The organism is Kribbella sp. NPDC058693, assembly GCF_042715335.1.
Classification (GTDB): domain Bacteria; phylum Actinomycetota; class Actinomycetes; order Propionibacteriales; family Kribbellaceae; genus Kribbella; species Kribbella jiaozuonensis.
Genome location: NZ_JBHXSQ010000003.1, coordinates 313755 through 338643, shown reverse-complemented (window position 1 = coordinate 338643; position 24889 = coordinate 313755). Strand labels below are relative to the sequence as shown.

The following is a 24889-nucleotide window of genomic DNA, read 5'->3' as shown; positions in this document are numbered from 1 at the left end:
CCTGTTGCCCACAAGGCGGCCGGACGACCCAAGCTTCGACTTGGAGATGAAAAGAACAGTGACCATCGAGGTCAAGCAGCTCGACCGCGTGGTGATCCGCTTCGCCGGCGATTCCGGTGACGGGATGCAGCTCACGGGGGACAGGTTCACCGCAGAAACAGCTTCGTTCGGCAATGACCTGTCGACGTTGCCCAACTTCCCAGCCGAGATCCGGGCACCAGCCGGAACCCTGCCGGGAGTGTCGTCCTTCCAGCTCCACTTCGCCGACCACGACATCCTCACGCCGGGCGACGCGCCCGACGTGCTGATCGCGATGAACCCGGCGGCCCTGAAGGCGAACCTCAAGGACGTCCCTCGCGGCGCGACGCTGATCGTCGACACCGCGGACTTCACCGCCCGCAACCTGAAGCGGATCGGGTACGACGAGAACCCGCTGGAGACCGGCGAGCTCGACGCGTACCACGTGGTCCCGCTCAACCTGACCGGCATGACGGTGGAGTCGGTCAAGGAGTTCGGCCTGACCCGCAAGGACGCGTCCCGGGCGAAGAACATGTACGCCCTCGGCCTGGTGTCCTGGCTGTTCCAGCGGCCGGTCGAGTCGACGATCACGTTCCTCCAGACCAAGTTCGCGGGCAAACCGGACATCCGGGACGCGAACATCGCCGCCTTCCGCGCGGGCTACAACTTCGGCGAGACCGCCGAGGAGTTCTCGGTCCGGTACGAGGTGAAGCCGGCCAGCATGGCCGCCGGCACCTACCGAAACATCTCCGGCAACCTCGCGCTGGCGTACGGCCTGGTGGCGGGCGCCCAGCGCGCCGGCCTGCCGCTGGTCCTCGGCGCGTACCCGATCACCCCGGCGTCCGACGTACTGCACGAGCTGTCCAAGCTCAAGCGGTTCAACGTCACCACGATCCAGGCCGAGGACGAGATCGCCGGTGTCGGCGCGGCGCTCGGTGCGTCGTTCGGCGGCGCGCTCGGCGTGACCACGTCGTCCGGTCCGGGGATCAGCCTGAAGTCCGAGACGATCGGCCTCGGCGTGATGCTCGAGCTGCCGCTGGTCGTCTGCGACATCCAGCGCGCCGGTCCCTCGACCGGTATGCCGACCAAGACCGAGCAGGCCGACCTGTTGCAGGTGATGTTCGGCCGCAACGGTGAGGCACCGCTGCCCGTCCTCGCGGCCCAGTCCCCCGCGGACTGCTTCGCGATCGCGGTCGAGGCGGCCCGGATCGCGATCACCTACCGCACGCCGGTGATCGTGCTGTCCGACGGCTACCTGGCGAACGGTTCCGAGCCGTGGAAGATCCCGGCTGTCGCCGACCTTCCGACGATCGAGCCGAACTTCACCCTCGAGCCGAACGCGACCAACGACAAGGGCGAGCCGACCTACCTCCCCTACCTGCGCGACCCGGAGACCCTGGCCCGTGCCTGGGCCGTCCCGGGTACGGCGGGCCTGGACCACCGGATCGGTGGTCTGGAGAAGGAGGACAAGACCGGCAACATCTCCTACGACCCGGCCAACCACGACCTGATGATCCGCACCCGCCAGGCCAAGGTGGACGCAGTCGCCCGGTCGATCCCGCCGATCGAGGTCGACGACCCCGACGGTACGGCGAAGGTCCTGGTGCTCGGATGGGGTTCGACGTACGGCCCGATCGGCGCCGGCGTCCGCCGGGTCCGCGCGGTCGGCGGAAAGATCGCGCAGGCGCACCTGCGGCACCTGAACCCGTTCCCGTCGAACCTGGGCGATCTGATCCGCAGCTACGACAAGGTCCTGGTCCCCGAGATGAACCTCGGCCAGCTGGCGATGCTGCTGCGGGCGAAGTACCTGGTCGACGTCGTCTCCTACGCGCAGGTTCGCGGTATGCCGCTGGGCGCCGCGGAGCTGGCCGAGGTGATCGGCAACCTGGTCGAGGAGACCGCCGGCATCGACGACGACGCCCGTCACCTCGGTTCGGCCGCCGCCGGCCTGACGCACGGCGAGGCGCTGCGCACCGAGCCGAACGGCCGTACCAACGGTCAGCCCAACGGTCAGTCCAACGGCCAACTGCACGAGTCGGAGGGAGCACGATGAGCACGGTCGATCTCGGCCTGCCGAGTCTGCCCGGTGGCCTGCGCGGCGTACCGGCCGCGACCGAGCCGCAGAACCGCAAGGAATACGTGTCGGACCAGGAGGTCCGCTGGTGCCCGGGTTGCGGCGACTACGCCGTACTCGCGGCCTTCCAGGGGTTCCTGCCCGAGCTCGGGATCAAGCGCGAGAACGTCGCGATGGTGTCCGGGATCGGTTGTTCCTCACGGTTCCCGTACTACCTGTCGACGTACGGCATGCACTCGATCCACGGGCGCGCGCCGGCGATCGCGACCGGGCTGGCGGTGTCGCGTCCGGACCTCAGCGTGTGGGTCGTCACCGGTGACGGCGACGCGCTGTCGATCGGCGGCAACCACCTGATCCACACACTGCGCCGCAACGTGAACATGAAGATCCTGCTGTTCAACAACCGGATCTACGGCCTGACCAAGGGCCAGTACTCGCCGACGTCGGAGCCGGGCAAGGTGACGAAGTCGACGCCGATGGGCTCGGTCGACAACCCGTTCAACCCGGTCTCGCTGGCGCTCGGCGCGGAGGCGACGTTCGTGGCCCGGACGGTCGACTCCGACCGCAAGCACCTCACCTCGGTACTGCGCGCCGCCGCCGAGCACCGCGGTACGGCGTTCGTCGAGATCTACCAGAACTGCCCGATCTTCAACGACAACGCGTTCGAGGCGTTCAAGGACCCGGAGACCCGGGACGACGCGATCATCCCGCTGGTCCACGGCGAGCCGATCCGCTTCGGCAAGGACGGGCATCTCGGGGTGGTCCGTGACGGGTTCGCGTCTCTCGCCGTACGCGAGGTTGCGGACCTGCCCGGCGGCGAGGCGGATCTCGTCATCCACGACGCCCACACGGACGACCCGGCGTACGCGTTCGCGCTGTCGCGGCTGACCGACGCGGGCGTGCTGCACCAGGCCCCGATCGGCGTGTTCCGCTCGGTCGAGCGTCCGGCGTACGACGACCTGGTCCGTCAGCAGATCGCCACCGCCCAGGAGGCACAGGGCACCGGCGACCTGCAGGCCCTCGTCACCGGCGCCGACACCTGGACGATCAGCTAGCGAGGAACTCCCGGACGACTTTCTGGAAGCCGTCCGGGTCCTCGATCCACGGGTAGTGCCCGACACCGTCGAGCACTACCCGTTCCGCGTTGGGCAGCGCGTCCAGCAGGCTGTCGGTCACGTACGGCGGCCGCAGGTCTTCAGCGCCGTGCACCAGGAGCGTCGGTACGACGGCCCGCGCGCAGGCCGCGGCCCGATCCGGCAGCGCTTTCAGCTCCGCCCGCAACGCCTCTGCACACACCGGATTCGGCTCGAACCAGGGCGTGTTCAACTTCCTCGACCAGTCGACGGCCGTCTCCCGATCGGCGATGTTGACAGAGATCTGGGCGATCCACGGATCGTCCTCGGGAGTCTCGGCCAGCAACGCAGCAACCCGTGCGCGGTAGTCGGCCGGTGGACCGTCGAGGCCGACCGACGACACCAGCACCAACCGCTCGACGGCGTGCGGATGCGCTTGGGCATATTCCAAGGCGAGCGCGGCTCCCCAGGAATGTCCGATGACGATGCACGGGTCGGGGCCGGCGACTGCGGCCAGGTCAGCGACGTACCGGTCGAGGGTGTACGGGCCGCGGCGGTCGGATCGGCCGCATCCTCGTTGGTCCCACCTCTGCAAGGTGAACCCGGGCAGCGACAGGTGGTGGAACACGTCCCACCACCCCGGACCGCCATGCACCAGAACGACGCGCGGACCTTGGCCGGTGACCTCGGTCCACAGGCGACAGCCGTCGTCGGTCATCAGCTGCGGCATGGCGTCGTCGGTCGTCAGATGCGGCATGGCGTCAGTCGTCGAGGGACGCGTAGATGGCGGCTCTGAGTTCGCGGCGGATCGGGTAGCTGGCGGAGGGGCGCAGTTGGGTGAGGAAGAGGACGACGAGTTCGTCGGCCGGGGAGACGAAGAACGCGGTCGAGGCCTTGCCACCCCAGAAGAACTCACCAGGGGTCCCGATGGTCTGCGCGACGGTCGGATCGAGCAACACCCCGAAGCCGAGCCCGAAGCCCTGCCCAGCCCGCTTCGTCTCACCGCCGAAGTCTGCGAACGCGGCGAGATCCTGACCCCCAGGCAGGTGGTTCATCGTCATGAACCGCAGCGTCCGCGACCCGATGATCCGTGTCCCGTCGAGCGAACCACCACCCGCGAGCATCCGGGCGAAGCGCAGGTAGTCACCCGCGGTGGACACCAGACCGGCGACCCCGGACAGGTAAGTCCGTTGCTGGGTGTAGGCGCTGGTCTGTGGATCGTCGAGCAGCGTGAAGCCGCCGTCGTCGTACCCGTAGGCCGCGGCGAACCGGGACAGGCTGGCCTCGGGCACCGAGAAGCCGGTGTCCGTCATGCCGAGCGGGTCGAAGATCCGGGTCTTCAGATACTGATCGAGCGGCAAGCCGCCGAGCACCTCGCACAGCCGGCCGACGAGATCGGTGGAGATCCCGTAGATCCAGCGGGTGCCGGGATCGGCCCGCAGCGGCAGCTCGGCCAGTAGGGCCGGCAGCTCGGCGATCGTCAGGTCCGAGGTCCTGGTCAGTCCGGCGTCCTGGTACAGCAGGCTGACCGGATGGCTCCCGTTCGAGGCGGCGAGGCCGGAGGTGTGCATGAGCAGGTCCCGCACGGTCATGTCGCGGATCGATTCGCGAACCGAGCCGTCCGTGTACACCTTCGGCCGGCCGAGCTCCGGCAGGTACTTCACCACCGGGTCGTCGAGCTGGAAGCGGCCCTCCTCGTAGAGCTGCATCAGCCCGAGGCTCACGATCGGCTTGGTCATCGAGTAGATCCGGAAGATCGTGTCCGCGGTCATCGGACGGTCGCGCTCGACGTTGCGACGCCCGTACACGTCGAACAACACGACCTCGTCGCGATGGGCGACCACCGTGACCGTGCCGGGGAACCGGCCGTCGTCGACGTACCGCCGGACCAGCGCCGTCACGTTCCGCACCGCGACCTCCTGTAATGATCGCTTCAGAGAATTCAATCTCTGTCGCAAAGACTACAACAGGTCGAGCAACTCCGGCAGACTCTGTCCCACGGACCGATCCAGATGCCGCGCTGCCAACCCGGCGGCCCGCGCGCCGAGCACATCCACCTCGAGGTTGTCGCCGATCATCAACGTCTCCCCCGGCTCGACTCCCAACGCCTCACACGTGGACAGATAGGTCAGGGGATCCGGCTTGCTGACCCCGAGCTCTTCGGACGTGCGCACCACGTCGATCAGGTCCGCGAGGCCGATCGCCGCCAACTTCGCGTTCTGCTGCACCGCGTTCCCGTTGGTCAGCACACCGATCCGCAAACCCTTGCCCCGAGCAACTTCCAGCGCGGGCCGCGCATCCGGGAACGCCGTCCAGCTGCTCCCGTACTGGGTCAGATACCCGTCGAACACCTGGTCCAGCTCCGCATCCGTCACCGGCACAGACAGCCCGAGGACCGGCAGGAACGCACGCAGCCGCTCGCGACGCTGTTCGTGGTGGGTCAGCTCACCCGCCAGATATCGCGGGTACACCCCGTCCTCGATCACGAACCACCGCGCGACCAACTCGTCCGTCGGCGCGATCCCGAGCCCCGTCACCCAACCGCGAACGGCCTGTTGAGCGGACCCCGTGTGATCGAACAGCGTGTCGTCGAGGTCGAAGATCACCGCCTTCATGCCCGGACCACCGAGTCGCGGTTGAGTTCGCGATGGTTGGCGTAGCCGGAGAGGGCGAGGGTCAGGTCCAGTTCGGCGAGGAAGCAGCGGAGTACGTGTTCCACGCCGGCCTGGCCGGCCAGGGCGAGGCCATAGAGGAGGGGGCGGCCTAGCAGGACTGCCTTGGCGCCCAGGGCGAGCGCCTTCGCGGCGTCGGAGCCGGTGCGTACGCCGGAGTCGAACAGGACTGTGAGTTGTTCGCCGACGGCGTCCGCGATCGCGGGCAGCGCGTCCAGCGACGCGACGGCGCCGTCGACCTGGCGGCCGCCGTGGTTCGAGACGACGATGCCGTCGACGCCGTGTTCGGCCGCGAGCTTGGCGTCCTCGACAGCGGTGATGCCCTTGAGGACGATCGGGCCGTCCCAGTTGTCGCGCAGGAACGACAGGTCGTCCCAGGCCAGCCCGACGTTCGGGAAGATCTGCGCCCAGAGCATCACCGCCGCGCCGGGATCCTCCTCGATCGGTTTGGCCAGCTTCGACCGGAAAACCGGGTCGCTGAAGTAGTTCGCGAGCCCCTCCCCCTTCAGGAACGGGAGGAACCCGCGATCCAGATCGGCCGGCCGCCACCCGATCGTCCCGGTGTCGAGCGTGACGACGAGTACGCCGTACCCGGCCGCCTTGGCGCGCTGGAGGAAGCTGAGGCAGACCTCGCGGTCGGTCGGGTAGTACAGCTGGAACCACCTGTTGGCGGCCTCGATCTGCTCGATCGCGTGACTCGCCTGGGTCGAGTGCGTGTAGGTCAGGCCGAGGGTGTCGGCGGCCCGAGCGGTGGCCAGTTCGCCGTCGGGGTGCGCGAGGGTCTGGACACCGATCGGTGCGACCAGGACCGGCGCGGGCATCGCCGTACCGAGGATGGTGCAGGACAGGTCACGTTCGGTGCTGCCGCGGAGCATCCGCGGTGCCAGGCGCCAGCGGTCGAACGCCGCCTGGTTGGCCCGCGCGGTCGCGCCGCCGCCCGCGCTCGGCACGATGTACCCCATCGCCTCCAGCGGGAGCTTCCCGGCCGCCTGCGACTCCAGCCGGGCCAGGTCGGTCGTGATCTCCGGCTTCGTCCCTTGCAACATCCCCTGCAGGTAGATCTGCAACTGGTAGTCCCCGAAGTTGGCCATGCCGGATGCTTTCACGCCCACCGGGGGACCTCAACAACACCATCCCAACCAGTGCGAGGAGCCCGCACAGCCAGGCGAACCAGTCGCCCCAGGCGGTGTAGAGCGTGTGATCGATCCCCGGTCGGAGCTCGCCGATCAGGACGGCCGGGCCGATTGCGGGGGCGGTGGTTTCGGCGACGATGCGGCCGTTGGCGTCGGTCAGGGTCAGGCGGCCCTGGCTGCCGTCACGGGCGATCGGGGTGCCGTTCTCGATACCGCGGAGCAACGCCATCCGGCTGTGCAGCCAGCCGTCGTCGACGAAGTCGAGCGCGGGGACGAGCAGGAGCGAGGTGTCGAGTTCGCCGTACCGCCGAGCCAGGGCCGGGAAGTCCAGGTCCTTGCAGATCATCAGGCCCCAGGTGTTGTACGTCGCCAACCGGTCGCCGGGCGTGTAGGGCTCGATGCCCGGGATCAGGTGGTGCTTGTCGTACGACGTCGGCGCGGCGCCGTCGGGGTGGAACATCAGGGCGCGGTTGTGGTCCCCGTCACCGAGCACCGTGAGCCCGACGACGAGCTCGATCTTGTTGCTTGCGGCAATCGTCTGGAACTGCTGCGAGAGCTGCGGGAGATCGGTCGTCCGGACGTCGACGATCTTCTCCGGCAACAACACGATCTTCGCGTCGGCTCGGGCGGCCGCGCCGATCATCGGACGGTAGCGCTCGATGACCGCCGGCCCTGCAGCGTCGGGCCAACCCGCGTCGTCGGCTCCTTGCGCTGACAGCACGGCGATCTTGACAGGCTCGCTCTGCGGCGTGCCATGCAGCCGCACAACGCCGTACACACAGGTGCTAGCGGCAACGATCGCGAGCACGCCGATCAGCAGAAGCTTGCGCGCGGCAATCACCGTGGCCGGCAACAGCAGAAGGAAACTGAGCCCCCAGGGCCCGGTCAACGAGACGATCTGGTTGACCGGAGCAACCTCCACCTGCGTGTACGCGAGACTCGTGAACGCTCCGTGGGGCGAGACGCTCGCAATCAGATAATCAAGTCCCGCCCACAAAGCCGGAGCCGCAAACGCCGCGACCACCGGATGCCCGCGCACCACAAGTCCCCTGAAAAACAACACAGTCAGCGCAAACACAGCCGCCAATCCCAGGAGAAACCCCAGCACAACCACCGGCAACTCAAGGTCACCCAGCAAATACCGCGCCAGGTTGGACAGCCCCAGAAGCCACGCTGCAAACGCAGTCAGCCACGCCGCTCCGGGTCGAAGGCGGGGAGCGACCAGGAACACGGGAACGGGAGCGAGCCAGGTAAGCGCAGGCACGGTGTGCAGGCCGGACCCGAAGTACAGCAGCACACCCGTCGCGAGGGCCGCGGCCACCGCGACCCATCTAGATACGTAGTTCATCGATCATCCTTTCGCCCAGGCGGAGGCAGAGGGCGCGGAAGGATTGCTCCGGCATGCCGATGCGGTCGCCGTGGTGGAGTTGGATCAGGCCATGGAGCAGGGCGGCGAACATCAGGCTGGTTTCCCAGATGTCTGTGTCGGCGCGGAACAATTGCTGGTCGACGCCGGCGGTGATCGCGTCGGCGACGAGGTTGAGCGTGGGTGACTTGCGGGCCCGGAAGTCCGCGGGGAACTTCCGCGCCTGGTCACGCCGCTCGGTGAACATGTAGTCGTAGAGCCGGGGATGCTCGAGCGCGAAGTCGACGTGATCGATCAGCATCTCCCGCAGCAGTTGATCCGCAGCAGTAGGACGCTGTGCCGACTCCCACCGGCGTACCAGCTCGACGAACGCCGCGTCCGCGATCGCGTTCAGAAGCGTCTCCCGGTCCGGGAAGTACTGGTAGATCGCCATCGGTGTGATCCCGACCGCGGCCGCCACCTTCCGCATCGACACCCCGGCCGCGCCGTGCTCGGTCAGCAGGTACGTCGCCGCGGCGGTGATCCGGTCCTTGGTCGTCACGTCGTTCATAGCGACCATTAAATACACATTCCCTATACGCCGTATAGGCAGAATGACCCTGGTCGAACCCTGAGCCATGACATCCGTCAGCGCCGGAACCGGACGGATCGCATCCGCACGACCGCCCCGCGCACCGCAGAGTGATGAGCATGACGATTACCGCGCCCCAGCAAACGAGTGTGAAGCGAGCCCTGCCCGCCCTTGGCCTGTTCTTCCTGTCGCCCCTGGTCGCGGAGTTCCTGCTCGGGAACATCCCGATCACCGCGCTGTTCGCTCTGGTCGGCCTCGCCCCGCTGTACGGCGGCGGCGCCGTCCTGATCCGGGAGGTCGTGCGGCGACGCGGCTGGGGATATCCGAGCGTGGTGATCCTCGCCCTCGCGTACGGCGTTCTCGAGGAAGGCATCACCACCCAGTCGTTGTTCAACCCGAACTACGCCGGCCAGCGACTCCTCGACCCCGGCCACATCGGCTTCCTCGGGATGGGTGCGCCGTGGACGGTGTTCGTGCTCGGACTACACACGATCTGGAGCATCACCGTGCCGATCGTGCTGGTCGAGTCGACGTCACGACGACGCCGCGAACCGTGGCTCGGCAAGGTCGGCTTCAGCGTGTACGCCGCATTGTTCGTCGTCGGCATCATCGCCACGACCGCCATCCAGCTCGGCACGGACTCCTTCGTCGCATCCCCGGCCCAGTTCGCCGGCGTCGTGATCGCGATCGTCGTCCTGGTCTTCGTCGCGGCCCGGGTCGGCCGGCGGCCCCAGCGTCGTACGACCGGCACAGTGCCACCGGCCTGGGTGTTCGCGATCGCGGCGCTGGCGCTGAGCTCGGCCTGGATGGTGACGAGCGACCTGGTGAAGAACGCCTGGTTGGCCGCGGTCGTCATGCTCGTCATCGACGCCGTGGCTGCGACCGTGCTGGTGTACTGCTCGCGCCGGACCGGCTGGACCCGGATGCACACGCTGGCGGTGGCGGGCGGCGCGCTGCTCACCTACGCGTGGCACGCCTTCCCGGAGACCCCGATCTTCGACGCCCCGCGCACAGCCGATCTGATCGGCAACGCGGTCTTCGCCCTCCTCGCGGTGGCCCTGCTGATCTCTGCGACAATCAGGTGTGACAAGTTCGGTGACTCCTGACACACGCGGTACTGCGCGGCATGTCAGCCTGGCGTTGTTCGCGCTGGCGACCGGTGGTTTCGCGATCGGGACCACCGAGTTCGTCACGATGGGGCTGCTGCCGCAGATCGCGGACGGCGTGCACGTGTCGATCCCGACGGCCGGCCACGTCATCTCGGCGTACGCGCTGGGTGTCGTGGTCGGCGCTCCGGTGATCGCAGCGCTCGGCGCGCGGACCGGTCGGAAGCGGTTGCTGCTCGGCCTGATGGCGGTGTTCGTGGTCGGCAACGTGCTGTCGGCTGTTGCCTCGAGCTACGAGTTCCTGATGGCCGCGCGGTTCCTGTCCGGGCTGCCGCACGGCGCGTTCTTCGGGATCGGCGCTGTCGTCGGCGCGTCGATGGTGGCGCCCGAGCGACGTGCGCGGGCGGTGTCGATGACGATGGTCGGCTTGCCGATCGCGAACATCATCGGCGTACCGCTGACGACTTTGCTGGGACAACGGCTCGGGTGGCAGGTGCCGTTCCTGGCGGTCGGAGCGTTGGGCCTGCTGACGCTGGTCGCGGTGTGGTTCTGGGTAGCGCCGCAGCCGGTCGGCAGCGACGTGAACATCCGGAGCGAGCTGAGCGCGCTGGCGCGGCCGCAGGTGTGGATGGCCCTGCTGGTCGGGATGGTCGGCTTCGGCGGGATGTTCGCGACGTACTCCTACATCACGCCGACGATGACGGAACTGGCCGGCTTCTCGGAGTCCGCGGTGACGATCGTGCTGGCCGTGTACGGCGTGGGCATGACCGTCGGGACCGTCGTCGGCGGGCGGCTCGCCGACAGGTCGCTGATGGGCAGCGTGTACGGCGGATTGGTCGCGGTAGCCGTCGTACTGGGGGCGTTCGGCTGGCTCGCGCAGACGCGGACCGGGGCGCTGGTCGCGGTGTTCGCGATGGGGTGCTCGGCGAGCATCCTGGTGCCGGCGCTGCAGACCCGCTTGATGGACGTCGCGCACGAGGGCCAGTCGCTGGCCGCGTCGCTCAACCACTCGACGCTGAACATCGCCAACGCACTGGGCGCCTGGCTCGGCGGCGTCGTACTCGCGGCCGGCTACGGCTACGAATGGCCGAGCCGGCTGGGTGCAGGACTCGCCGTCGCCGGCCTGTTCCTCGCGCTGATTTCCGGTCTGATGGAACGTCGAGGGACAAATCAGGTGCTTGCCTGACCTGCTGTTCACCGCCCACTTGGTTGAATCGGGGTATGGCGACGATGACCCTGAGCGCGGCCGATCAGGTACGGCGGCGTGGGCTGCGGCAGATGCGGTCGGTGGCGTTGGCGCTGCTGGTGCTCGCCGCGGTGATCTACGTGGCGACGCTGCACCACGGCGGCGGCTGGGCGTACCTGAACGCGGCGTCCGAGGCGGCGATGGTGGGTGCGCTGGCGGACTGGTTCGCGGTGACGGCGCTGTTCCGGCACCCGCTCGGGCTGCCGATCCCGCACACCGCGATCGTGCCGACCCGGAAGGACAGCCTGGCCGAGAGCCTGGAGCAGTTCGTCACCGAGAACTTCCTGTCCGAGGAAGTCGTCGGGGAGAAGATGCGTACGGCGGAGGTGAGCCGGCGGGCCGGTGAGTGGCTCGCGGACGGCAACCACGCCGAGCGGATCGTGGCGGAAGGCGCGCGGACGATCGGGGCGGCGCTGCCGAGGCTCGGCGACGAGGATGTGGCCGCGTTCGTGCGAGGGTCGTTGCTGCCGCGGTTCGTGAAGGAGCCGTTGAGCCCGATCGCGGGGCACTTCGTGCAGTCGGTGGTCGAGGACGGCGCGCATCACGCGCTGTTCGACCTGCTGATGGTCGAGGCGTACGACTGGCTGGCGAACAACCGCGAACTGCTCGCGGACGTGGTCGGTCCGCGGGCGCCGCGCTGGTCGCCGCAGTGGGTGGACCGGCTGGTGATCGACCGGATCCATCGCGAGGCGCTGGCGTGGCTGGCCGACGTACGCGACAACCAGGCGCACCCGGCGCGACGGGCTGTCGACCGGCTGCTCGCGCAACTGGCCGACGATCTGCAGCACGATCCCGAGACGATGGAACGGTTCGAGGCGTGGAAGGCGCGGATGCTCACGCATCCCGACATGGGCTCTAGCCTGACCGCGGTCTGGGACGCGATGCGGACCGCGCTGATCGACTCGATCAACGACCCGGACAGCACGCTGCGGGCCCGCGCGGTGAAGGCGCTGCAAGACCTCGGCCACCGGCTCCAGAACGACGAAGGGCTTCGCACGCGGGTCGACACCCGCGCATCCGAGGCCGTCGGGTACGTCGTACGCACATACGGCACCGAGATCGTCTCCGTCATCTCCGACACCATCGAACGCTGGGACGGCCGCGAGGCGTCGGCCCGCATCGAGCTCCACGTCGGCCGAGATCTCCAGTTCATCCGCATCAACGGCACCGTCGTCGGCGCCCTCGTCGGGCTCATCATCCATACGGTGAGCCAGCTCCTCTGACGGCTAGATGCCGCAGTTGGGGGCGCTCCAGGAGTTTGTTGTGCGGATGTCTACGTGGGTGTGGTCGTTGTGGTCGGGGTAGCCCGGGCCGAAGATGCCGCCGAAGCCGTGGTTGCGGGCTTCCTTTGCCATTGTGCAGAAGGAGTGGACGCCGGTGAGGTCGGCGGAACGGCCGTACAGGTGCTGGCTGTTGCTCGCGCCGCCGACGGAGTTGTTGCACGGGATGCTGCGGAAGCCGCTGGAGATGTTGAGGGCCTGATCGCCGAGTGCGTGACGAAGCGCCTCGAGCTGCCACATCGTCTGCAGCGCGTTCGCCTTGGTCGCCGCCTCCGACAATGGCCCGCCGTCGTACCCGGACCCGCCACAGCCGTCATCCAACTCGGCGTACGTGAAGTGGATCGGCGTGCAGTCATCGTCCTGCAGCGCGTAGATCTTGCTGAACGTGGCCGGCCCGGCGACCCCGTCGGCCCCCAGCCCGTACGCCGACTGGAACCGCTGCACCGCCGCCTTCGTGGCCGGCCCGAAATCACCGTCGGTCGCGAGATGACCGCCGTACCCGGGATAGCCGGCGACCCGGATCTGCAGCTGCCGCACGTCCTCGCCGTTCATCCCCTGGCTGAGCGTGCGGCCCCAGGTGTAGCAACCGTCCGCGTGCGCGACCGTCGTGGCCACGACCTGCGATGCGGTGAGGGTTGCGGCAAACAGCAGCAGTACGGCGAACAGTCGCGGGAACGTGATGGACATCGGACACCTCCGGGGCGGGGAAGGAACCTGTCGCACCCCAGCATTCCGGGATAATCCGTCGGTTGGCCAGTACTCAGCGAAACTTTCCGACCACCAGCTGTTCATCTTCCTGAACCACAAGGGCTGGATGATGATCGCGGCAACTGTCCACCGATACGGCTACGGGGTTGACGATGAAGGGCTTCGCACGGCCGAAGAACCTGGACGCGTTCGCGCGGCTCTGCGCACTGGCCGAGGGTCAGCACGGTCTCGTCGCGATCGCCCAACTGCACGACCAGGTGACCGACCAGGTCCTCGCCCAATGGCAGGACGCCGAGATCGTCGAACCCGTCATCGACGGCGTGATCCGGGTCCGGGCCGGCGCGAGCCATGCGCATCAAACGCTGTACGCAACCTGGCTCCTATCCGACGCCACCCCTGGCTGGGAACGACCCCTGACCACCCTGGTCGTGTCGCACCGATCCGCCGCCGAGCTGTACGGCGCCGGCAGCGTCAGCGCAGACGGGATCGAGTTCTCCGGCCGAGCCCGGAAGGACCTACCCAGCGGCGTCACGGTGCATCCACGCTCGGTCCGTGAGGACGAATGCACTGTGATCGAAGGCCTCCCGGTCACCGGCCCGGCGCGCACGCTGGCCGACCTCGCCGACGGACAGGGCCTCGACCTTTCCGACCTCGGCCGGCTGGCCCGATCCCTCATCAGCCAAGGCTGGACGACGTCCGACCGCCTCGGCACCGAGCTCACCGAACAGTTCGCCGATCAGGCGTACGACGGGCCTGCCTGGCTCGAGGCCGCGCTCGACGCCGCCGCGAAAGGCTGACCGGGATGCGCCACCTCGATGCGCCCGAGTTCCGTGGCGCCTTCCGTACCTGGGCCGCGCTCACCAAGCACCTCGACGACATCAGTACGCCGCGATTCTCGGCCGACCGGGCCAAGCGCCAACTGATCGCCGGTGACCTCATCAGCCTGCTGAACCAGGACGGCGACACCTGGGAGGCGACCGGTTCGAACCCGCTCCCGGCGTACGCCGAAAGCTGGCCCGCGACGGCCGGCGGCGACATCGATCCGGTGTACGAGATGGCGCGGACGGCGAACGATCTCGACATCTACAACAGCGCCTTCGACGCCGACGACTACGTCGACAAGGTCCGCGAGGCCATCCTCGCCGTCGCCCCGGAAGGCCGGGCGCCCCTCGACGGCGGCGTCGGCCTCGGCGGCCTGGTCCGCTACACGACCCGGGACGTGAAGGTCGCGGGCAGCGGTCACGCCGTCTTCACCGTCGACGTCCACCCGGTCGACGACACCCGCGGCCCGCTCGGCGTACGGCGTGACGGGGACAGCTTCTCGATCGAGATCGACGTGAAGCTGCCGACGATGATCCAGCGGACGAGCGAGTCCGAGCGCGCACGGCGGTCGCTCGTCGGCGTACAACTCCCTGGTCTGCAACCGATCACGCCGCTGCTGCGGCCGGTCGCGGATCTCGCCGCCGACAAGATGGCGGCGCTCGCCTGCCAGCCCGGCGTCGGCGACGGCATCCTCGCTCCCCGCTTCAAGGACATCGCTGACCTGTACTACATCGCGCAGACCTGCCCGGTGGACGGCGACAAACTCCGGAACGCGTTGGCGGAGAACTGGCATTGGCGCGAGGCCGGTCACAGCGGACCGCCGTACCCGTATCGGTTCTACGGGCAGGCGCCGGCGCAGGACGGCGAGACCGAAATCCTTTGGCACCAGGGGTTCGAGCAGCTGCGGTCGCGGGTCGCGCAGCTCAAGGACTACCCGGAGTTCGGCGAGATGGTCGGCACGATCACCACGTTCTTGGACGGCGCCGCGGATCAGTCGAACGGCGTCTGGGATCCGGCCCGCGGACAGTGGCGACCGTCGGTCCGGAGCGAGGTCTCCTCGGCGATGAGTCACGCGCTCAGCCCGGTCACTGCTGACAAGGAACCCATCGTTCCGATGCAGAAGCACCTGTTCGTGTTCGACGTCGACCAGACGATCAGCAAGCACGACACCCTCGCCACGCTGGCCGAGCTCGCCGGGCGGTTGCCCGAGGTGAACGCAGTACACGCCCCGGATTACGAGACGTCGATCCGCGCGAAGATCGCCGTACTGCGTGGTGTCGACGCGACGCTGGTCCGTCAGGTCGCGGACACGGTCGAGCTGAACGAAGGCGTCGAGGAGCTGATCCGCGATCTGAAGGCGGCGGGCCACGAGGTCGCGATCGCGAGCGGCGGGTTCGACGCGATCGTCGGACCGCTGGCGGAACGTCTCGGCGTCGAGAGGTACGCCGCGGGCACGCTCGGGATCGAGGACGGCGTACTGACGGGTGAGGTCAGCGGGCTCGTCGACGGACCCGGCAAGGTCACCGCGATCCGCCGGTGGAACGAGGAGCTCGGGATCCCACGCGAACGCACGGTCGCGATCGGTGACGGCAGCAACGACGTCGACATGTTCGAAGCCGTCGGCTTCGCGGCCGGCTACCAGCCAGGAGCTGCGGCGGCCGCGGCCTCACACACGATCCTCCGCGACATGGGCTACCTCAACCGGGTCGCTCACCTGCCACTCCCGGACCGCCTCAACACCGCGGCCAGAGCGCGCCGGAGCGGTTCGGAGCGCGTCAGTTAGACCCAACTGTGCAGGTCGGCGGCGTCCTTGGTGAACTGCTCCGGTGAGTCGTCGGCGACGAACTCCAACAGCGCGTTGATCTCGCGAGGCTCGACGGCGAGGCGGTCGAGGACCGGGCGCCACAAGGACTCGCGGGCCGCGAGCGGCAACCGGTTGTTGGACGGCCACCACGAGAACACGTGCACCGTGCTCAGCCACGGCATCAACGCCTCGAGCTGCTGAAGGCACTGCGCGTCGTCCAGGTCGACCGGCGGCTGCCAGTACGTCTTGAGGTTCGGCGCGCCGACGTCGAGCAGCAGCGTGATCGTCGAGTCGACCTCGTCGGTGAGCGTGTTGCGGTGGAACTCCATCGCGATCTCGATCCCAGCACCGGCAGCCATATCGGCCAGCTCGCCCAGTCCGCGAGTCACCGCCATCCGGTCGCCGACGCCGGCTTCCGCCGTACCGACGTTGCCGGCCCAGACCCGGATCCGGGGTGCGCCGAGCGCCTCGGCGGTGGCGACCGCGGAGCGCATCTCCTCCCGGTCGACGTTGCCGGCCCGAAGATACGAGCCGTACGCCGCGACCTGCAGGCCGTGCACCTCGGTCAGGTTCCGCACTCGTTTGGCGTTGACGAGATTGCCGAGCGGGACATGCACGTCACCGCCCCACTCGATCGCCGCAAGCCCGGACTTCGCCGCGACCTCCACCACCTGGTCGACCGGCAACTGCCGAAACGTCACCGAGACCAGACCGGTCCTCACACCCACGCGTGCCTCCTGGTGTTCACCCCTCCATCCAACCCCATCACACCAACGGACTCACGCCCCACATCACCCGATCGACGGTCCGCCTCGCTTCGCGTCGTGGGCTCGGAGATCGTTCAGACGGCTGGTGGCGATGTCGATCGGAGCAGCCACCACATCGGCACCAGCCGCGGCGGCAGCCCCTGCGGCGGCACGCGCCTGGGACGGCCCATGGGGCAACTTCTGCGCCGCCTCCTGCGCTGCGACGGTGACCGAATGCGCGATGTAGTCCTCCGCCCGCCCCTTCAGCAACGGGTGGAAACCCTTCGTCCTGTCGTCGGAGGCCACCAGCTCAGCCGCCAGTCTCCCGGCCGCCGTGTCCCGCAGCGCCGGATCCGGCCCGCCCTGCTCCTGGTACCTGGTGTCCAGATGTGCCACGAACCGCTCCGCCTCCGGACCGTGGCCGTCGCCGTGGGCCAGAGCGATGACATCGCCATGCGCTCGCGTAGCCGTCCGCTCGATCGCGTCCTGCACCCGCAGCCGGGCCAGGACGCGATCCTCCGGGCTCAGCTCGGTCGCCCCGAGCGCCGTTCGGGTCGCGTCGTCGACCAGCGCGTCGAGCAGTTCCTGTCGGGGCGACATCGGGTTACCTCCTGTGGTTGTGGCAGGTCGCCGGACAGACTAACGGCCCTCCGTCTCACGTCATGAGCAAAGTAGTTGGATGCGACTGTCGCGCGGGCTTACGCTGACGCCGTGCCGGAACAGCGAAGAGGATTCACCTACGGGTTCACCGCCTACCTGATCTGGGGCCTCTTCCCGCTGTACTGGAAACTTCTCGACCACTCCGGCGCGATCGAACTGCTCGCCCACCGCATCCTCTGGTCGCTGGTCACGATCGCGATCCTGGTCGCCGTACTGCGGAAGCTCGGCGGAGTGAAGGCACTACTCGCGGAGCCGCGCCGGCGCTGGCCGTTGATCGCGGCGGCGTTCCTGATCTCGGCGAACTGGGGCACGTACATCTGGGCCGTCGGCCACGGCCACGTCGTGGAGACCTCGCTCGGGTACTTCATCACGCCGCTGTTCACCGTCCTGCTCGGCGTCTTCGTACTGAAGGAACAGCTCCGGCCGATGCAGTGGACCGCGCTGGGGATCGCCTTCGTGGCCGTCCTCGGCCTGGCGATCGAGAACGGCAAGCCGCCGTGGGTCGCGATCATCCTGACGTTCTCGTTCGGGTGCTACGGCCTGGCGAAGAAGCAGGCCGGCGCCGGCGCAATCGAGGGCATGGCTGTCGAGTCCGGCACCGTTGCTCCGCTCGCGCTGATAGCGATCGCCGTACTCGGACTGCAGGGCCACGCGACGGTCACGCACCACGGGACGGCGTACCTCGTGCTGGTCTTGCTGACCGGCCCGATCACCGCCGTACCGCTGCTGCTCTTCGGGGCCGCGGCCACCCGAATCTCGATGACGACTCTGGGGCTGCTGAACTACATCGCGCCGATCATGCAGTTCGTCTGCGGCCTGCTGATCTTCCACGAGCAGATGACCCCGATGCGCTGGGCCGGCTTCGGCCTGGTCTGGGTCGCGCTGGCTCTGTTCACCTTCGACAGCATGCACAGCCGGCGCCGCACTCTCGCCCTCGAACGCGCCGCGGTCACCGCTTCCGCAATCTGACGCCTGCCGCCAACGTGCTTGACGACGGCTATTCAGGACATTTAGTATCCAGGTTATGAAGATGAACGAGGGCGTCGAGTGGGCGATGCACAGCTGCGTGAATCTCAGCTGGGCGTCGGGCGAGGCGGTCACCGCCAAGCGGCTCGCAGCCTTCTACAACCTGCCGACGGCGTACCTGAACAAGCAACTCCAGGCACTCACCCGGGCCGGCATCCTCACCTCGGTCTCCGGACCGAAGGGCGGCTTCCAGCTGGCCCGCGACCCGCGCAACATCAGCCTGCTCGACATCGTCGTCGCGATCGACGGGCCGGACGACGCGTTCCGCTGCATGGAGATCCTCAAGGAGGGTCCGGGCGCCGACGCGCGGGCCGACTACACGAAGATCTGCGTGATCTCACAGGCGATGCACGGCGCCGAGCTGACGTACCGCCGCGAGCTGGCCGGCAAATCGATCGCCGATATCGCGGCCGAGGTCGTCCGCCTCAACCCGACCGCTCCGGACAACACCCGAAATCGCTTCGCCAACCTCAGGTCCTGAACCCAGGACCTAATTCTGGACATCAAACATCTCGAATACCAAGGAGATCCCGTCATGACCGTTCTGATCCGCGCCAACGAAGCCGAAGTACTTGCTGCGAGCGGTGTCACGCTGCTGGCCGACGTGACCGAGACCGAGGGGCACCTGACCAGCCATCGCTCGGTTTTCCAGGCCGGCAAGGAAGGCGCTCCCCCGCACCTGCACCGCGAGGCTGCGGAACTGTTCTTCGTACTGAAGGGATCGCTCCGCGTGCTCATCGGCGAGGAACTCGCCACGCTCGAGCAAGGCGACTTCCTGCTCGTCCCGCCGAACACCCCGCACGCCTTCGAGGCCGCCGGCGACGAGCCCGCCGAGGTCCTGTTCGTCCTCACCCAGGCCAAGCCCCGCTTCGGCTACTACCGCCTGCTCGAAGGCGCGTACCGCGGCGACACCGACTGGGCCGAGGTCGCGAAGACCAGCGACCTGTACGACAACCACTACGTCGAAAGCCCCACCTGGCAGGGTCGGCTCATGGACTGAGCCGGGTAGGGGCACCTGGGGCAGATGACGCACGAGTGGTTCCTGACGCCGGGTGAGCGGGGCAATCCGGCCACCGACATCGATGCCGACGGAGCCTGGACCGAGGGGAATCTCGTCCGGCCGCTGGTGCACGGCGCGACGTACTTCCAGCATCTGTACGACGAACTGTGCGCCCTGCGGCCGGGTGATCGCGTCTACTTCACCGACTGGCGCGGCGATCCGGACGAGGTCCTGTACGACGGCGGCCCGTCCATCGGCGAGGTGCTCTGCGACCTGGCCCGGTCCGGGGTGGAGGTCCGCGCGCTGTTGTGGCGCTCGCATTCCGATCGCCTCAGCTTCAACGCCCAGCAGAACCAGCACCTCGGCACCGAGTTGAACGAGGCCGGCGGTGAGGTCCTGCTCGACCAACGCGTACGCCGGCTCGCCTCGCACCACCAGAAGCTCTTCGTCATCAGGCACCACGACGATCCGGCCGCCGATGTCGCGTTCGTCGGCGGCATCGACCTGTGCCACGGCCGCCGCGACGACAAACGCCACCAGGGCGATCCGCAGACCGCGCCGATGGATCCGCGGTACGGCGACCGCGCGCCATGGCACGACCTGACGCTCGAGGTCCGCGGACCGGTGGTTGGCGATCTGCTCAGGTGCTTCGTGGAACGGTGGGACGATCCACACCCGCTGGACCGGCGTACGCCGTACCGGATGCTGGTGCAGCGGCTGGCCCGGATGCCGCGGCATCCGGGCAACCTGCCGGAGGCGTTCCCGGATCCGCCGCCGGCCGGGCCGCATGCCGTCCAGGTACTGCGGACCTACGCACACAAGCACCCCGGATTCCCCTTCGCGCCGGATGGCGAGCGCAGCATCGCGCGCGCCTATCTGAAGGCGTTCGGCCGCGCGCAGAGACTGATCTATGTCGAGGACCAGTACCTCTGGTCGGACGCGGTGACCGAAGGACTGCACGCGGCCCTGCAGCGGTCGCCGGACCTGCGCATCATCGCCGTCGTACCGCGGTACCCGGACCAGGACGGCCGGGTCAGCGGACCACCCGCGCGGCACGCCCAACTGGACGCACTCCGCCGGCTCGACTCCGATCGGGTCGCCATCTACGACCTCGAGAACGAGAACGGCGTACCGATCTACGTCCACGCCAAGGTCTGCATCGTCGACGACACGTGGATGACCTGCGGCTCCGACAACTTCAACCGCCGCTCCTGGACCAACGACAGCGAACTGACCTGCGCAATCGACTCCCCCGAACTCGCCCGCTCCCTGCGCCTTGAGCTCTGGTCCGAGCACCTCTGCACCGAGTCCCCCGACCTCGATCCGCACACCGGCTTCGCGCAGTGGAAGTCCATCGCCGCCGATCTTGACCAGTGGTACGCCGGCAACCAGCAAGGCCCGCGCCCTCCAGGCCGCATCCGAGCCCACCACCCACAGCCTCTGACCCGCACCCAGTCGCTCTGGGCCCCCTGGCTGGCCCGCCACCTCTACGACCCCGACGCCCGCCCACGGGCCGCACGCCGGCAGAACTCCTTCTAGGAGTCTGTGAGGTGTGACACGAGGCGTCACAGTCTCGGGTGCTGCGGGGTCGTATGTATGAGGAGGGCCGAATCATGCATGGTCCCTGGAGCAATCTGCGAGCGCGAGTATTTCCTGATCACTGGTCGCTGCTGTTCGGCCAGATCGCCTTCTACAGCTTCGTTGTGGTGACGCTCACCGGCCTCGTTCTGATGGTGCCGTACGAACCGTCGGTCCAGCACGTTGTGTACGACGGCCCGTACACACCACTGCACGGCGTACAAATGTCGCAGGCCCTCGATTCGACGATGTCGATCAGCTTCGAGATGCGCGGTGGCCTGCTGATCCGGCAGATGCACCACTGGGGCGCGCTGATCATGGTGGCGGCGATCCTGCTGCACCTGTTGCGGCTGTTCTTCACCGCCGGGTTCCGCCGGCCGCGGCGACTGAACTGGGTGGTCGTCTTCGGGCTGCTGATCATCACGCTGGGCGCCTGCCTCACCGGTACGTCGCTCCCGGACGACATGGCGTCGGGCACGAGCCTCGCCGTACTCGACGGCGTACTGCAGGCGACTCCGTTCGTGGGTACTCAGCTGTCCGCGCTGCTGTTCGGAGGAGACTTCCCGGGCGACGTGATCGCGCGGTTCTACCCGCTGCACGTCATCGTCCTACCCGCACTGCTTGTTGTGCTCTTCATCGTCAGCGGGGTACTCGCGCTGAGGAACAAGCCGGCGCAGTTCGCCGGCCCCGGGCGAACCGAGGACAACGTGGTGGGAAGTCCGGCGGCTGTCGCCGTGGTCAAGGGCGCGGGCCTGTTCTGCTTCGTGACCGGAGTGGTGGCCCTGATGGCCGCGCTCGCCACCATCAACCCGGTGTGGCTGTTCGGTCCGGCCGATCCGGCGAACACCTCGGCCGGAGTCGGTCCCGCGTGGTACCTGGCCTTCCTCGACGGAGCGCTGCGGCTGGCACCGGGATGGGAGGTCGTGTGGTGGGGCAGGACCATCAGCTTCGCCATCCTGCTCCCGGTTGCGATCTGCACGCTGTTCCTCGCGCTCGTCGGGATCTACCCGTTCATCGAGGAGCGAGTGACCCGCGACCGGCGGGAGCACAACCTGCTCGAACGCCCCCGCAGCAACCCGATCCGCACCGGCATCGGTGTGGCCGGGGTCGTCTTCTACGGCGTCCTCTGGGCCGCGGCCGGCGCCGACACGATGGCCGTCCAGTTCCACCTGTCGGTGAACGCCCTGATCCACCTGTTCCAGGCGTTGCTGATCCTGGGCCCGCCGGTCGCGTTCTCGATCACCCGCCGCCTCTGCCTAAGCCTGCAGCTGCGCGACGCGGAGATCCTCGAACACGGCATCGAGACCGGCCAGATCACCCGCACCCCGGACGGCGGGTACGTCGAGAAACACCGCCCGATCACCGTCTACCGGCGCTTCCACCTCACCCGAAGGTGACCAGCGTCAGACGGAGCGGGTGGCTACCAGGTCGCAGAGGGTGTCGAGGGCTTCCCGGCCGGGGCCTTCGGGGAGCGTGCTGAGGAGCTTGCGGGCGTCGGCGGCACGGCGGCGGACGTCGTCCTCGGCCTGCTGGAAGGACGGGTGGGAGCGGAGCAGGTCCAGCGTCTCGGACAACCGCTCGTCGTCGGAGAGGTCGGAGTCCAGCAGATCCAGCAGCCGGGCGTCCGTCGGATCCGTGGGATCCGCCTGGGCGCGGAAGATCAGGACAGGGAGCGTCGGCACGCCTTCACGGAGATCCGTGCCGGGCGTCTTGCCGGACTGGTCGAACTCGGAGGCGATGTCGAGCAGGTCGTCGGCGAGCTGGAAGGCGACGCCGATCTCCTCGCCGAACGCCCGCAGCGACTCCTGCACTTCCTCCGAGGCACCGGCGTACCGGGCGCCGAAGAGGGCGGACGTCGCGATCAGCGAACCGGTCTTGTCGGCGACCACCGACAGGTAGTGCTTCAACGGGTCCTGGCCTTCGCCGACACCCATCGTCTCGCGGATCTGCCCCTCCACCAGTCGGCCGAAGGTGCGGGCCTGGATCCGGACCGCTTCCGGCCCGAGGTCCGCGACCAGGTCCGACGCCCGGGCGAACAACCAGTCGCCGGACAGGATCGCGACCGAGTTGTCCCAGCGCGCGTTCGCGGTGGACGAGCCGCGGCGCAGCGCCGCCTCGTCCATCACGTCGTCGTGGTGCAGCGTCGCCACGTGCGTGAGCTCGACGACGACCGCCGCCTTCACCACCTCGTCGGAGGTGACGTCAGCGCCGAACTCGGCGCCGAGCAGCACCAGCAGCGGCCGGAACCGCTTGCCGCCGGCAACCATCACGTGCTGGGCGGCCGCGGTGACGAACGGCGCCTCGGACTGGGTCGCGTCGAGCAAGGCCTGCTCGACCCGTTCCAGCCCAGCACGAACCCGGGACTCGAGCGCCGCATCGGCGAACTCGAATCCCAGGCTCTCGGCCGGCAGCGGGGTCGGACTCAACGGATGAACTCACCAGCTCGGGCCGCCAGGTCGAGCACCGGTCCGGGAACCAGACCGAGAACCACCGTGGCGGCGAGACCCAGCGCAACGGCCGAAGTGGTCTGCCAGCCGGGCAGCGCCACGTCCGGCGCGTCGGCCGGCAGGTCGGAGAAGAACATCAGCACGATCACGCGGACGTAGAAGAACGCGGCCACCAGGCTCGACAGGACGGCGACGACGACCAGCGGCCACGCGCCACCCGTCCAGGCCGCGCTGAAGACGGCCCACTTGCCGGTGAAGCCCGCGGTCAGCGGGATACCGGCGAAGGACAGCAGGAAGAACGCGAAGATGCCGGCCAGCAGGGGCGACTTCTTGCCCAGCCCGGCCCAGCGGGACAGGTGGGTCGCCTCGCCGCCGGCGTCGCGGACCAGCGTGACGACGGCGAACGCGCCGATGGTCGGGAAGCCGTACGAGACCAGGTAGAACAGCACCGCCTGGGTCGAGGTGATCCCGTTGTGTACGCCGCTGCCCGCCTGCGCGAGGCCGACGAACGCGGTCAGCAGGAAGCCCGCATGCGCGATCGACGAGTACGCCAGCATTCGCTTCACGTCGGTCTGGGTGATCGCGACGATCGAACCGACCACCATGGTGAGGATCGCGACGATCCACATCATCGGCGCCCAGTCCCAGCGCGTGCCGCCGAGGGCGACGTAGAAGACCCGCATCAGACCGACGAACGCGGCGATCTTGGTGCAGGCCGCCATGAAGCCGGTGACCGGCGTCGGGGCGCCCTGGTACACGTCCGGGGTCCAGGAGTGGAACGGTACGCCGCCGACCTTGAACAGCAGGCCGACACCCACCAGGCCGGTCCCGGCCAGCAGGATCGTGTCGCCGCCGGTCTGGGTGGACAGCGCGTCCGCGATCCCGCCGAGCGACATGGTGCCGGCGTACCCGTAGAGCAGCGCGATGCCGAACAGCAGGAACGCCGACGAGAACGCACCGAGCAGGAAGTACTTCATCGCGGCTTCCTGCGAGATCAGCCGGCGACGACGCGCCAGGCCGCAGAGCAGGTACAGCGGCAGCGAGAAGACCTCGAGCGCGACGAACAGCACCAGCAGGTCGTTCGACGCGGCGAACAGCATCATGCCGCCGACCGCGAACAGGGTCAGCGGGAAGATCTCGGTGTGCTCGATCCGGGCCGCCGTACCCTCCCGCTCGGCCTCGGAGCCCGGTACGGCGGCCGCCTGGCCGGCGAACGCGGACAGGCCGCCGTCGATCGACCGCTCGGCGAACAGCAGCACGCTGATCAGCGTCAGGGCCAGCAGGATCAGCCAGGTGAACAGCGCGGGGCCGTCCACCGAGATCGCACCCTGCGCGGCGATCAGTTCCTTCTTGTCGTTCATCAGGATGCCGGTCAGGACCCCCGACACGACCACGGCGACCACCGTGATCGACAGCTGCACCAGGTGCCGCAAGGACCGGGGCAGGAACGCCTCGACCAGGACGCCGACGCACGCCGCACCGAAGACGACGAGCAGCGGAGCCAGCTCGTTGTACTCGATCTTCGGCGCCGTGAAGTCCGCCAGCGGCAGCAACATCGC

Annotated in this window: 23 protein-coding genes; 12 read left to right on the top strand and 11 right to left on the bottom strand. The window is 68.4% G+C overall.

What is annotated here, in order from left to right; translation table 11 throughout:
• Nucleotides 1–46: 46 nt before the first annotated feature.
• Entirely contained in the window at nt 47–2071 is a 2025-nt protein-coding gene (locus tag ACFWUU_RS19420) for a 2-oxoacid:acceptor oxidoreductase subunit alpha (RefSeq protein ID WP_380177155.1), read from the top strand.
• A complete protein-coding gene (locus ACFWUU_RS19415) occupies nt 2068–3147 on the top strand; it encodes a 2-oxoacid:ferredoxin oxidoreductase subunit beta (protein ID WP_137256635.1) in 1080 nt (359 codons plus the stop codon). The genes ACFWUU_RS19420 and ACFWUU_RS19415 overlap by 4 nt, the downstream gene beginning before the upstream one ends.
• Here the strand turns inward: ACFWUU_RS19415 and ACFWUU_RS19410 are convergent.
• From ACFWUU_RS19410 to ACFWUU_RS19385, 6 genes are read right to left on the bottom strand one after another with little or no spacing between them, the layout of a single operon-like run.
• A complete protein-coding gene (locus ACFWUU_RS19410) occupies nt 3140–3922 on the bottom strand; it encodes an alpha/beta fold hydrolase (RefSeq protein ID WP_380177154.1) in 783 nt (260 codons plus the stop codon). The genes ACFWUU_RS19415 and ACFWUU_RS19410 overlap by 8 nt on opposite strands.
• A 4-nt stretch (nt 3923–3926) precedes the next feature.
• The gene (locus ACFWUU_RS19405; protein ID WP_380177153.1) at nt 3927–5075 is read right to left on the bottom strand and encodes a serine hydrolase domain-containing protein; all 1149 of its coding nucleotides are present in this window, start codon (nt 5073–5075) and stop codon (nt 3927–3929) included.
• Between the two features lie 51 nt (nt 5076–5126).
• The gene (locus tag ACFWUU_RS19400; RefSeq protein WP_380177152.1) at nt 5127–5780 is read right to left on the bottom strand and encodes an HAD family hydrolase; all 654 of its coding nucleotides are present in this window, start codon (nt 5778–5780) and stop codon (nt 5127–5129) included.
• On the bottom strand, nt 5777–6799 hold the full coding sequence (locus ACFWUU_RS19395; protein ID WP_380177151.1) for an alpha-hydroxy-acid oxidizing protein: 1023 nt from the start codon (nt 6797–6799) through the stop codon (nt 5777–5779). The genes ACFWUU_RS19400 and ACFWUU_RS19395 overlap by 4 nt, the downstream gene beginning before the upstream one ends.
• Nucleotides 6687–8318, bottom strand: a complete 1632-nt coding sequence (locus ACFWUU_RS19390; protein WP_380177150.1) for a nitrilase-related carbon-nitrogen hydrolase — start codon at nt 8316–8318, stop codon at nt 6687–6689. The genes ACFWUU_RS19395 and ACFWUU_RS19390 overlap by 113 nt, the downstream gene beginning before the upstream one ends.
• The gene (locus ACFWUU_RS19385) at nt 8302–8886 is read right to left on the bottom strand and encodes a TetR/AcrR family transcriptional regulator (protein WP_380177149.1); all 585 of its coding nucleotides are present in this window, start codon (nt 8884–8886) and stop codon (nt 8302–8304) included. Before ACFWUU_RS19385 ends, ACFWUU_RS19390 begins: the two co-directional genes overlap by 17 nt.
• Nucleotides 8887–9026: 140 nt before the next feature.
• Here ACFWUU_RS19385 and ACFWUU_RS19380 point away from each other — a divergent pair, with 140 nt between their 5' ends.
• From ACFWUU_RS19380 to ACFWUU_RS19370, 3 genes are read left to right on the top strand one after another with little or no spacing between them, the layout of a single operon-like run.
• On the top strand, nt 9027–10013 hold the full coding sequence (locus tag ACFWUU_RS19380) for a hypothetical protein (protein ID WP_380177148.1): 987 nt from the start codon (nt 9027–9029) through the stop codon (nt 10011–10013).
• Entirely contained in the window at nt 10003–11199 is a 1197-nt protein-coding gene (locus ACFWUU_RS19375; RefSeq protein ID WP_380177147.1) for an MFS transporter, read from the top strand. The genes ACFWUU_RS19380 and ACFWUU_RS19375 overlap by 11 nt, the downstream gene beginning before the upstream one ends.
• Nucleotides 11200–11234: 35 nt before the next feature.
• On the top strand, nt 11235–12482 hold the full coding sequence (locus ACFWUU_RS19370; RefSeq protein ID WP_137256626.1) for a DUF445 domain-containing protein: 1248 nt from the start codon (nt 11235–11237) through the stop codon (nt 12480–12482).
• A gap of 3 nt (nt 12483–12485) precedes the next feature.
• On the opposite strand, the gene ACFWUU_RS19365 is transcribed toward ACFWUU_RS19370, so the two are convergent.
• On the bottom strand, nt 12486–13226 hold the full coding sequence (locus ACFWUU_RS19365; protein WP_137256625.1) for a D-Ala-D-Ala carboxypeptidase family metallohydrolase: 741 nt from the start codon (nt 13224–13226) through the stop codon (nt 12486–12488).
• Between the two features lie 173 nt (nt 13227–13399).
• Between ACFWUU_RS19365 and ACFWUU_RS19360 the strand changes: the two genes are divergently transcribed.
• Nucleotides 13400–14044 carry a hypothetical protein gene (locus tag ACFWUU_RS19360; protein WP_380177146.1) on the top strand — a complete coding sequence of 215 codons (645 nt, stop codon included), beginning with the start codon at nt 13400–13402 and terminating at the stop codon, nt 14042–14044.
• 5 nt (nt 14045–14049) lie between these two features.
• Nucleotides 14050–15852 (top strand): HAD family hydrolase, encoded by a 1803-nt coding sequence (locus ACFWUU_RS19355; protein WP_380177145.1) that lies wholly within the window; start codon nt 14050–14052, stop codon nt 15850–15852.
• On the opposite strand, the gene ACFWUU_RS19350 is transcribed toward ACFWUU_RS19355, so the two are convergent.
• Nucleotides 15849–16601, bottom strand: coding sequence for a sugar phosphate isomerase/epimerase (locus ACFWUU_RS19350; protein ID WP_137256622.1), 753 nt, complete (start codon nt 16599–16601; stop codon nt 15849–15851). The two genes, ACFWUU_RS19355 and ACFWUU_RS19350, sit on opposite strands and share 4 nt — an antisense overlap.
• A 63-nt stretch (nt 16602–16664) precedes the next feature.
• The gene (locus ACFWUU_RS19345) at nt 16665–17219 is read right to left on the bottom strand and encodes a hypothetical protein (protein ID WP_380177144.1); all 555 of its coding nucleotides are present in this window, start codon (nt 17217–17219) and stop codon (nt 16665–16667) included.
• Between the two features lie 111 nt (nt 17220–17330).
• Here ACFWUU_RS19345 and rarD point away from each other — a divergent pair, with 111 nt between their 5' ends.
• The 5 genes from rarD (at nt 17331) to ACFWUU_RS19320 (ending at nt 22280) form a co-directional block, all read left to right on the top strand.
• Complete coding sequence (rarD, locus tag ACFWUU_RS19340) at nt 17331–18248, top strand: EamA family transporter RarD (RefSeq protein WP_380177143.1); 918 nt, start codon at nt 17331–17333, stop codon at nt 18246–18248.
• A 55-nt stretch (nt 18249–18303) separates the two neighbouring features.
• Nucleotides 18304–18786, top strand: a complete 483-nt coding sequence (locus ACFWUU_RS19335) for an RrF2 family transcriptional regulator (RefSeq protein WP_380177142.1) — start codon at nt 18304–18306, stop codon at nt 18784–18786.
• Between the two features lie 54 nt (nt 18787–18840).
• Nucleotides 18841–19305 carry a cupin domain-containing protein gene (locus ACFWUU_RS19330; RefSeq protein WP_380177141.1) on the top strand — a complete coding sequence of 155 codons (465 nt, stop codon included), beginning with the start codon at nt 18841–18843 and terminating at the stop codon, nt 19303–19305.
• 24 nt (nt 19306–19329) lie between these two features.
• Nucleotides 19330–20844: a phosphatidylserine/phosphatidylglycerophosphate/cardiolipin synthase family protein gene (locus tag ACFWUU_RS19325; RefSeq protein WP_380177140.1), complete on the top strand. Its 1515-nt coding sequence runs from the start codon at nt 19330–19332 to the stop codon at nt 20842–20844.
• 74 nt (nt 20845–20918) lie between these two features.
• Complete coding sequence (locus tag ACFWUU_RS19320) at nt 20919–22280, top strand: cytochrome bc complex cytochrome b subunit (protein ID WP_380177139.1); 1362 nt, start codon at nt 20919–20921, stop codon at nt 22278–22280.
• 6 nt (nt 22281–22286) lie between these two features.
• Here ACFWUU_RS19320 and ACFWUU_RS19315 read toward each other — a convergent pair whose 3' ends face one another.
• The gene (locus ACFWUU_RS19315; RefSeq protein ID WP_380177138.1) at nt 22287–23309 is read right to left on the bottom strand and encodes a polyprenyl synthetase family protein; all 1023 of its coding nucleotides are present in this window, start codon (nt 23307–23309) and stop codon (nt 22287–22289) included.
• Nucleotides 23306–24886, bottom strand: coding sequence for an NADH-quinone oxidoreductase subunit NuoN (nuoN, locus tag ACFWUU_RS19310; protein ID WP_380179033.1), 1581 nt, complete (start codon nt 24884–24886; stop codon nt 23306–23308). The genes ACFWUU_RS19315 and nuoN overlap by 4 nt, the downstream gene beginning before the upstream one ends.
• Nucleotides 24887–24889 lie beyond the last annotated feature (3 nt).

Coding starts and splice junctions, on each gene's coding strand:
- ACFWUU_RS19420 (WP_380177155.1), top strand. CDS start 47: ATGAAAAGAACAGTGACCATCGAGGTCAAGCAGCTCGACCGCGTGGTG.
- ACFWUU_RS19415 (WP_137256635.1), top strand. CDS start 2,068: ATGAGCACGGTCGATCTCGGCCTGCCGAGTCTGCCCGGTGGCCTGCGC.
- ACFWUU_RS19410 (WP_380177154.1), bottom strand. CDS start 3,922: ATGCCGCATCTGACGACCGACGACGCCATGCCGCAGCTGATGACCGAC.
- ACFWUU_RS19400 (WP_380177152.1), bottom strand. CDS start 5,780: ATGAAGGCGGTGATCTTCGACCTCGACGACACGCTGTTCGATCACACG.
- ACFWUU_RS19395 (WP_380177151.1), bottom strand. CDS start 6,799: ATGGGGTACATCGTGCCGAGCGCGGGCGGCGGCGCGACCGCGCGGGCC.
- ACFWUU_RS19390 (WP_380177150.1), bottom strand. CDS start 8,318: ATGAACTACGTATCTAGATGGGTCGCGGTGGCCGCGGCCCTCGCGACG.
- ACFWUU_RS19385 (WP_380177149.1), bottom strand. CDS start 8,886: ATGAACGACGTGACGACCAAGGACCGGATCACCGCCGCGGCGACGTAC.
- ACFWUU_RS19380 (WP_380177148.1), top strand. CDS start 9,027: ATGACGATTACCGCGCCCCAGCAAACGAGTGTGAAGCGAGCCCTGCCC.
- ACFWUU_RS19370 (WP_137256626.1), top strand. CDS start 11,235: ATGGCGACGATGACCCTGAGCGCGGCCGATCAGGTACGGCGGCGTGGG.
- ACFWUU_RS19365 (WP_137256625.1), bottom strand. CDS start 13,226: ATGTCCATCACGTTCCCGCGACTGTTCGCCGTACTGCTGCTGTTTGCC.
- ACFWUU_RS19360 (WP_380177146.1), top strand. CDS start 13,400: ATGAAGGGCTTCGCACGGCCGAAGAACCTGGACGCGTTCGCGCGGCTC.
- ACFWUU_RS19355 (WP_380177145.1), top strand. CDS start 14,050: ATGCGCCACCTCGATGCGCCCGAGTTCCGTGGCGCCTTCCGTACCTGG.
- ACFWUU_RS19345 (WP_380177144.1), bottom strand. CDS start 17,219: ATGTCGCCCCGACAGGAACTGCTCGACGCGCTGGTCGACGACGCGACC.
- ACFWUU_RS19335 (WP_380177142.1), top strand. CDS start 18,304: ATGAAGATGAACGAGGGCGTCGAGTGGGCGATGCACAGCTGCGTGAAT.
- ACFWUU_RS19330 (WP_380177141.1), top strand. CDS start 18,841: ATGACCGTTCTGATCCGCGCCAACGAAGCCGAAGTACTTGCTGCGAGC.
- ACFWUU_RS19325 (WP_380177140.1), top strand. CDS start 19,330: ATGACGCACGAGTGGTTCCTGACGCCGGGTGAGCGGGGCAATCCGGCC.
- ACFWUU_RS19320 (WP_380177139.1), top strand. CDS start 20,919: ATGCATGGTCCCTGGAGCAATCTGCGAGCGCGAGTATTTCCTGATCAC.
- nuoN (WP_380179033.1), bottom strand. CDS start 24,886: ATGTTGCTGCCGCTGGCGGACTTCACGGCGCCGAAGATCGAGTACAAC.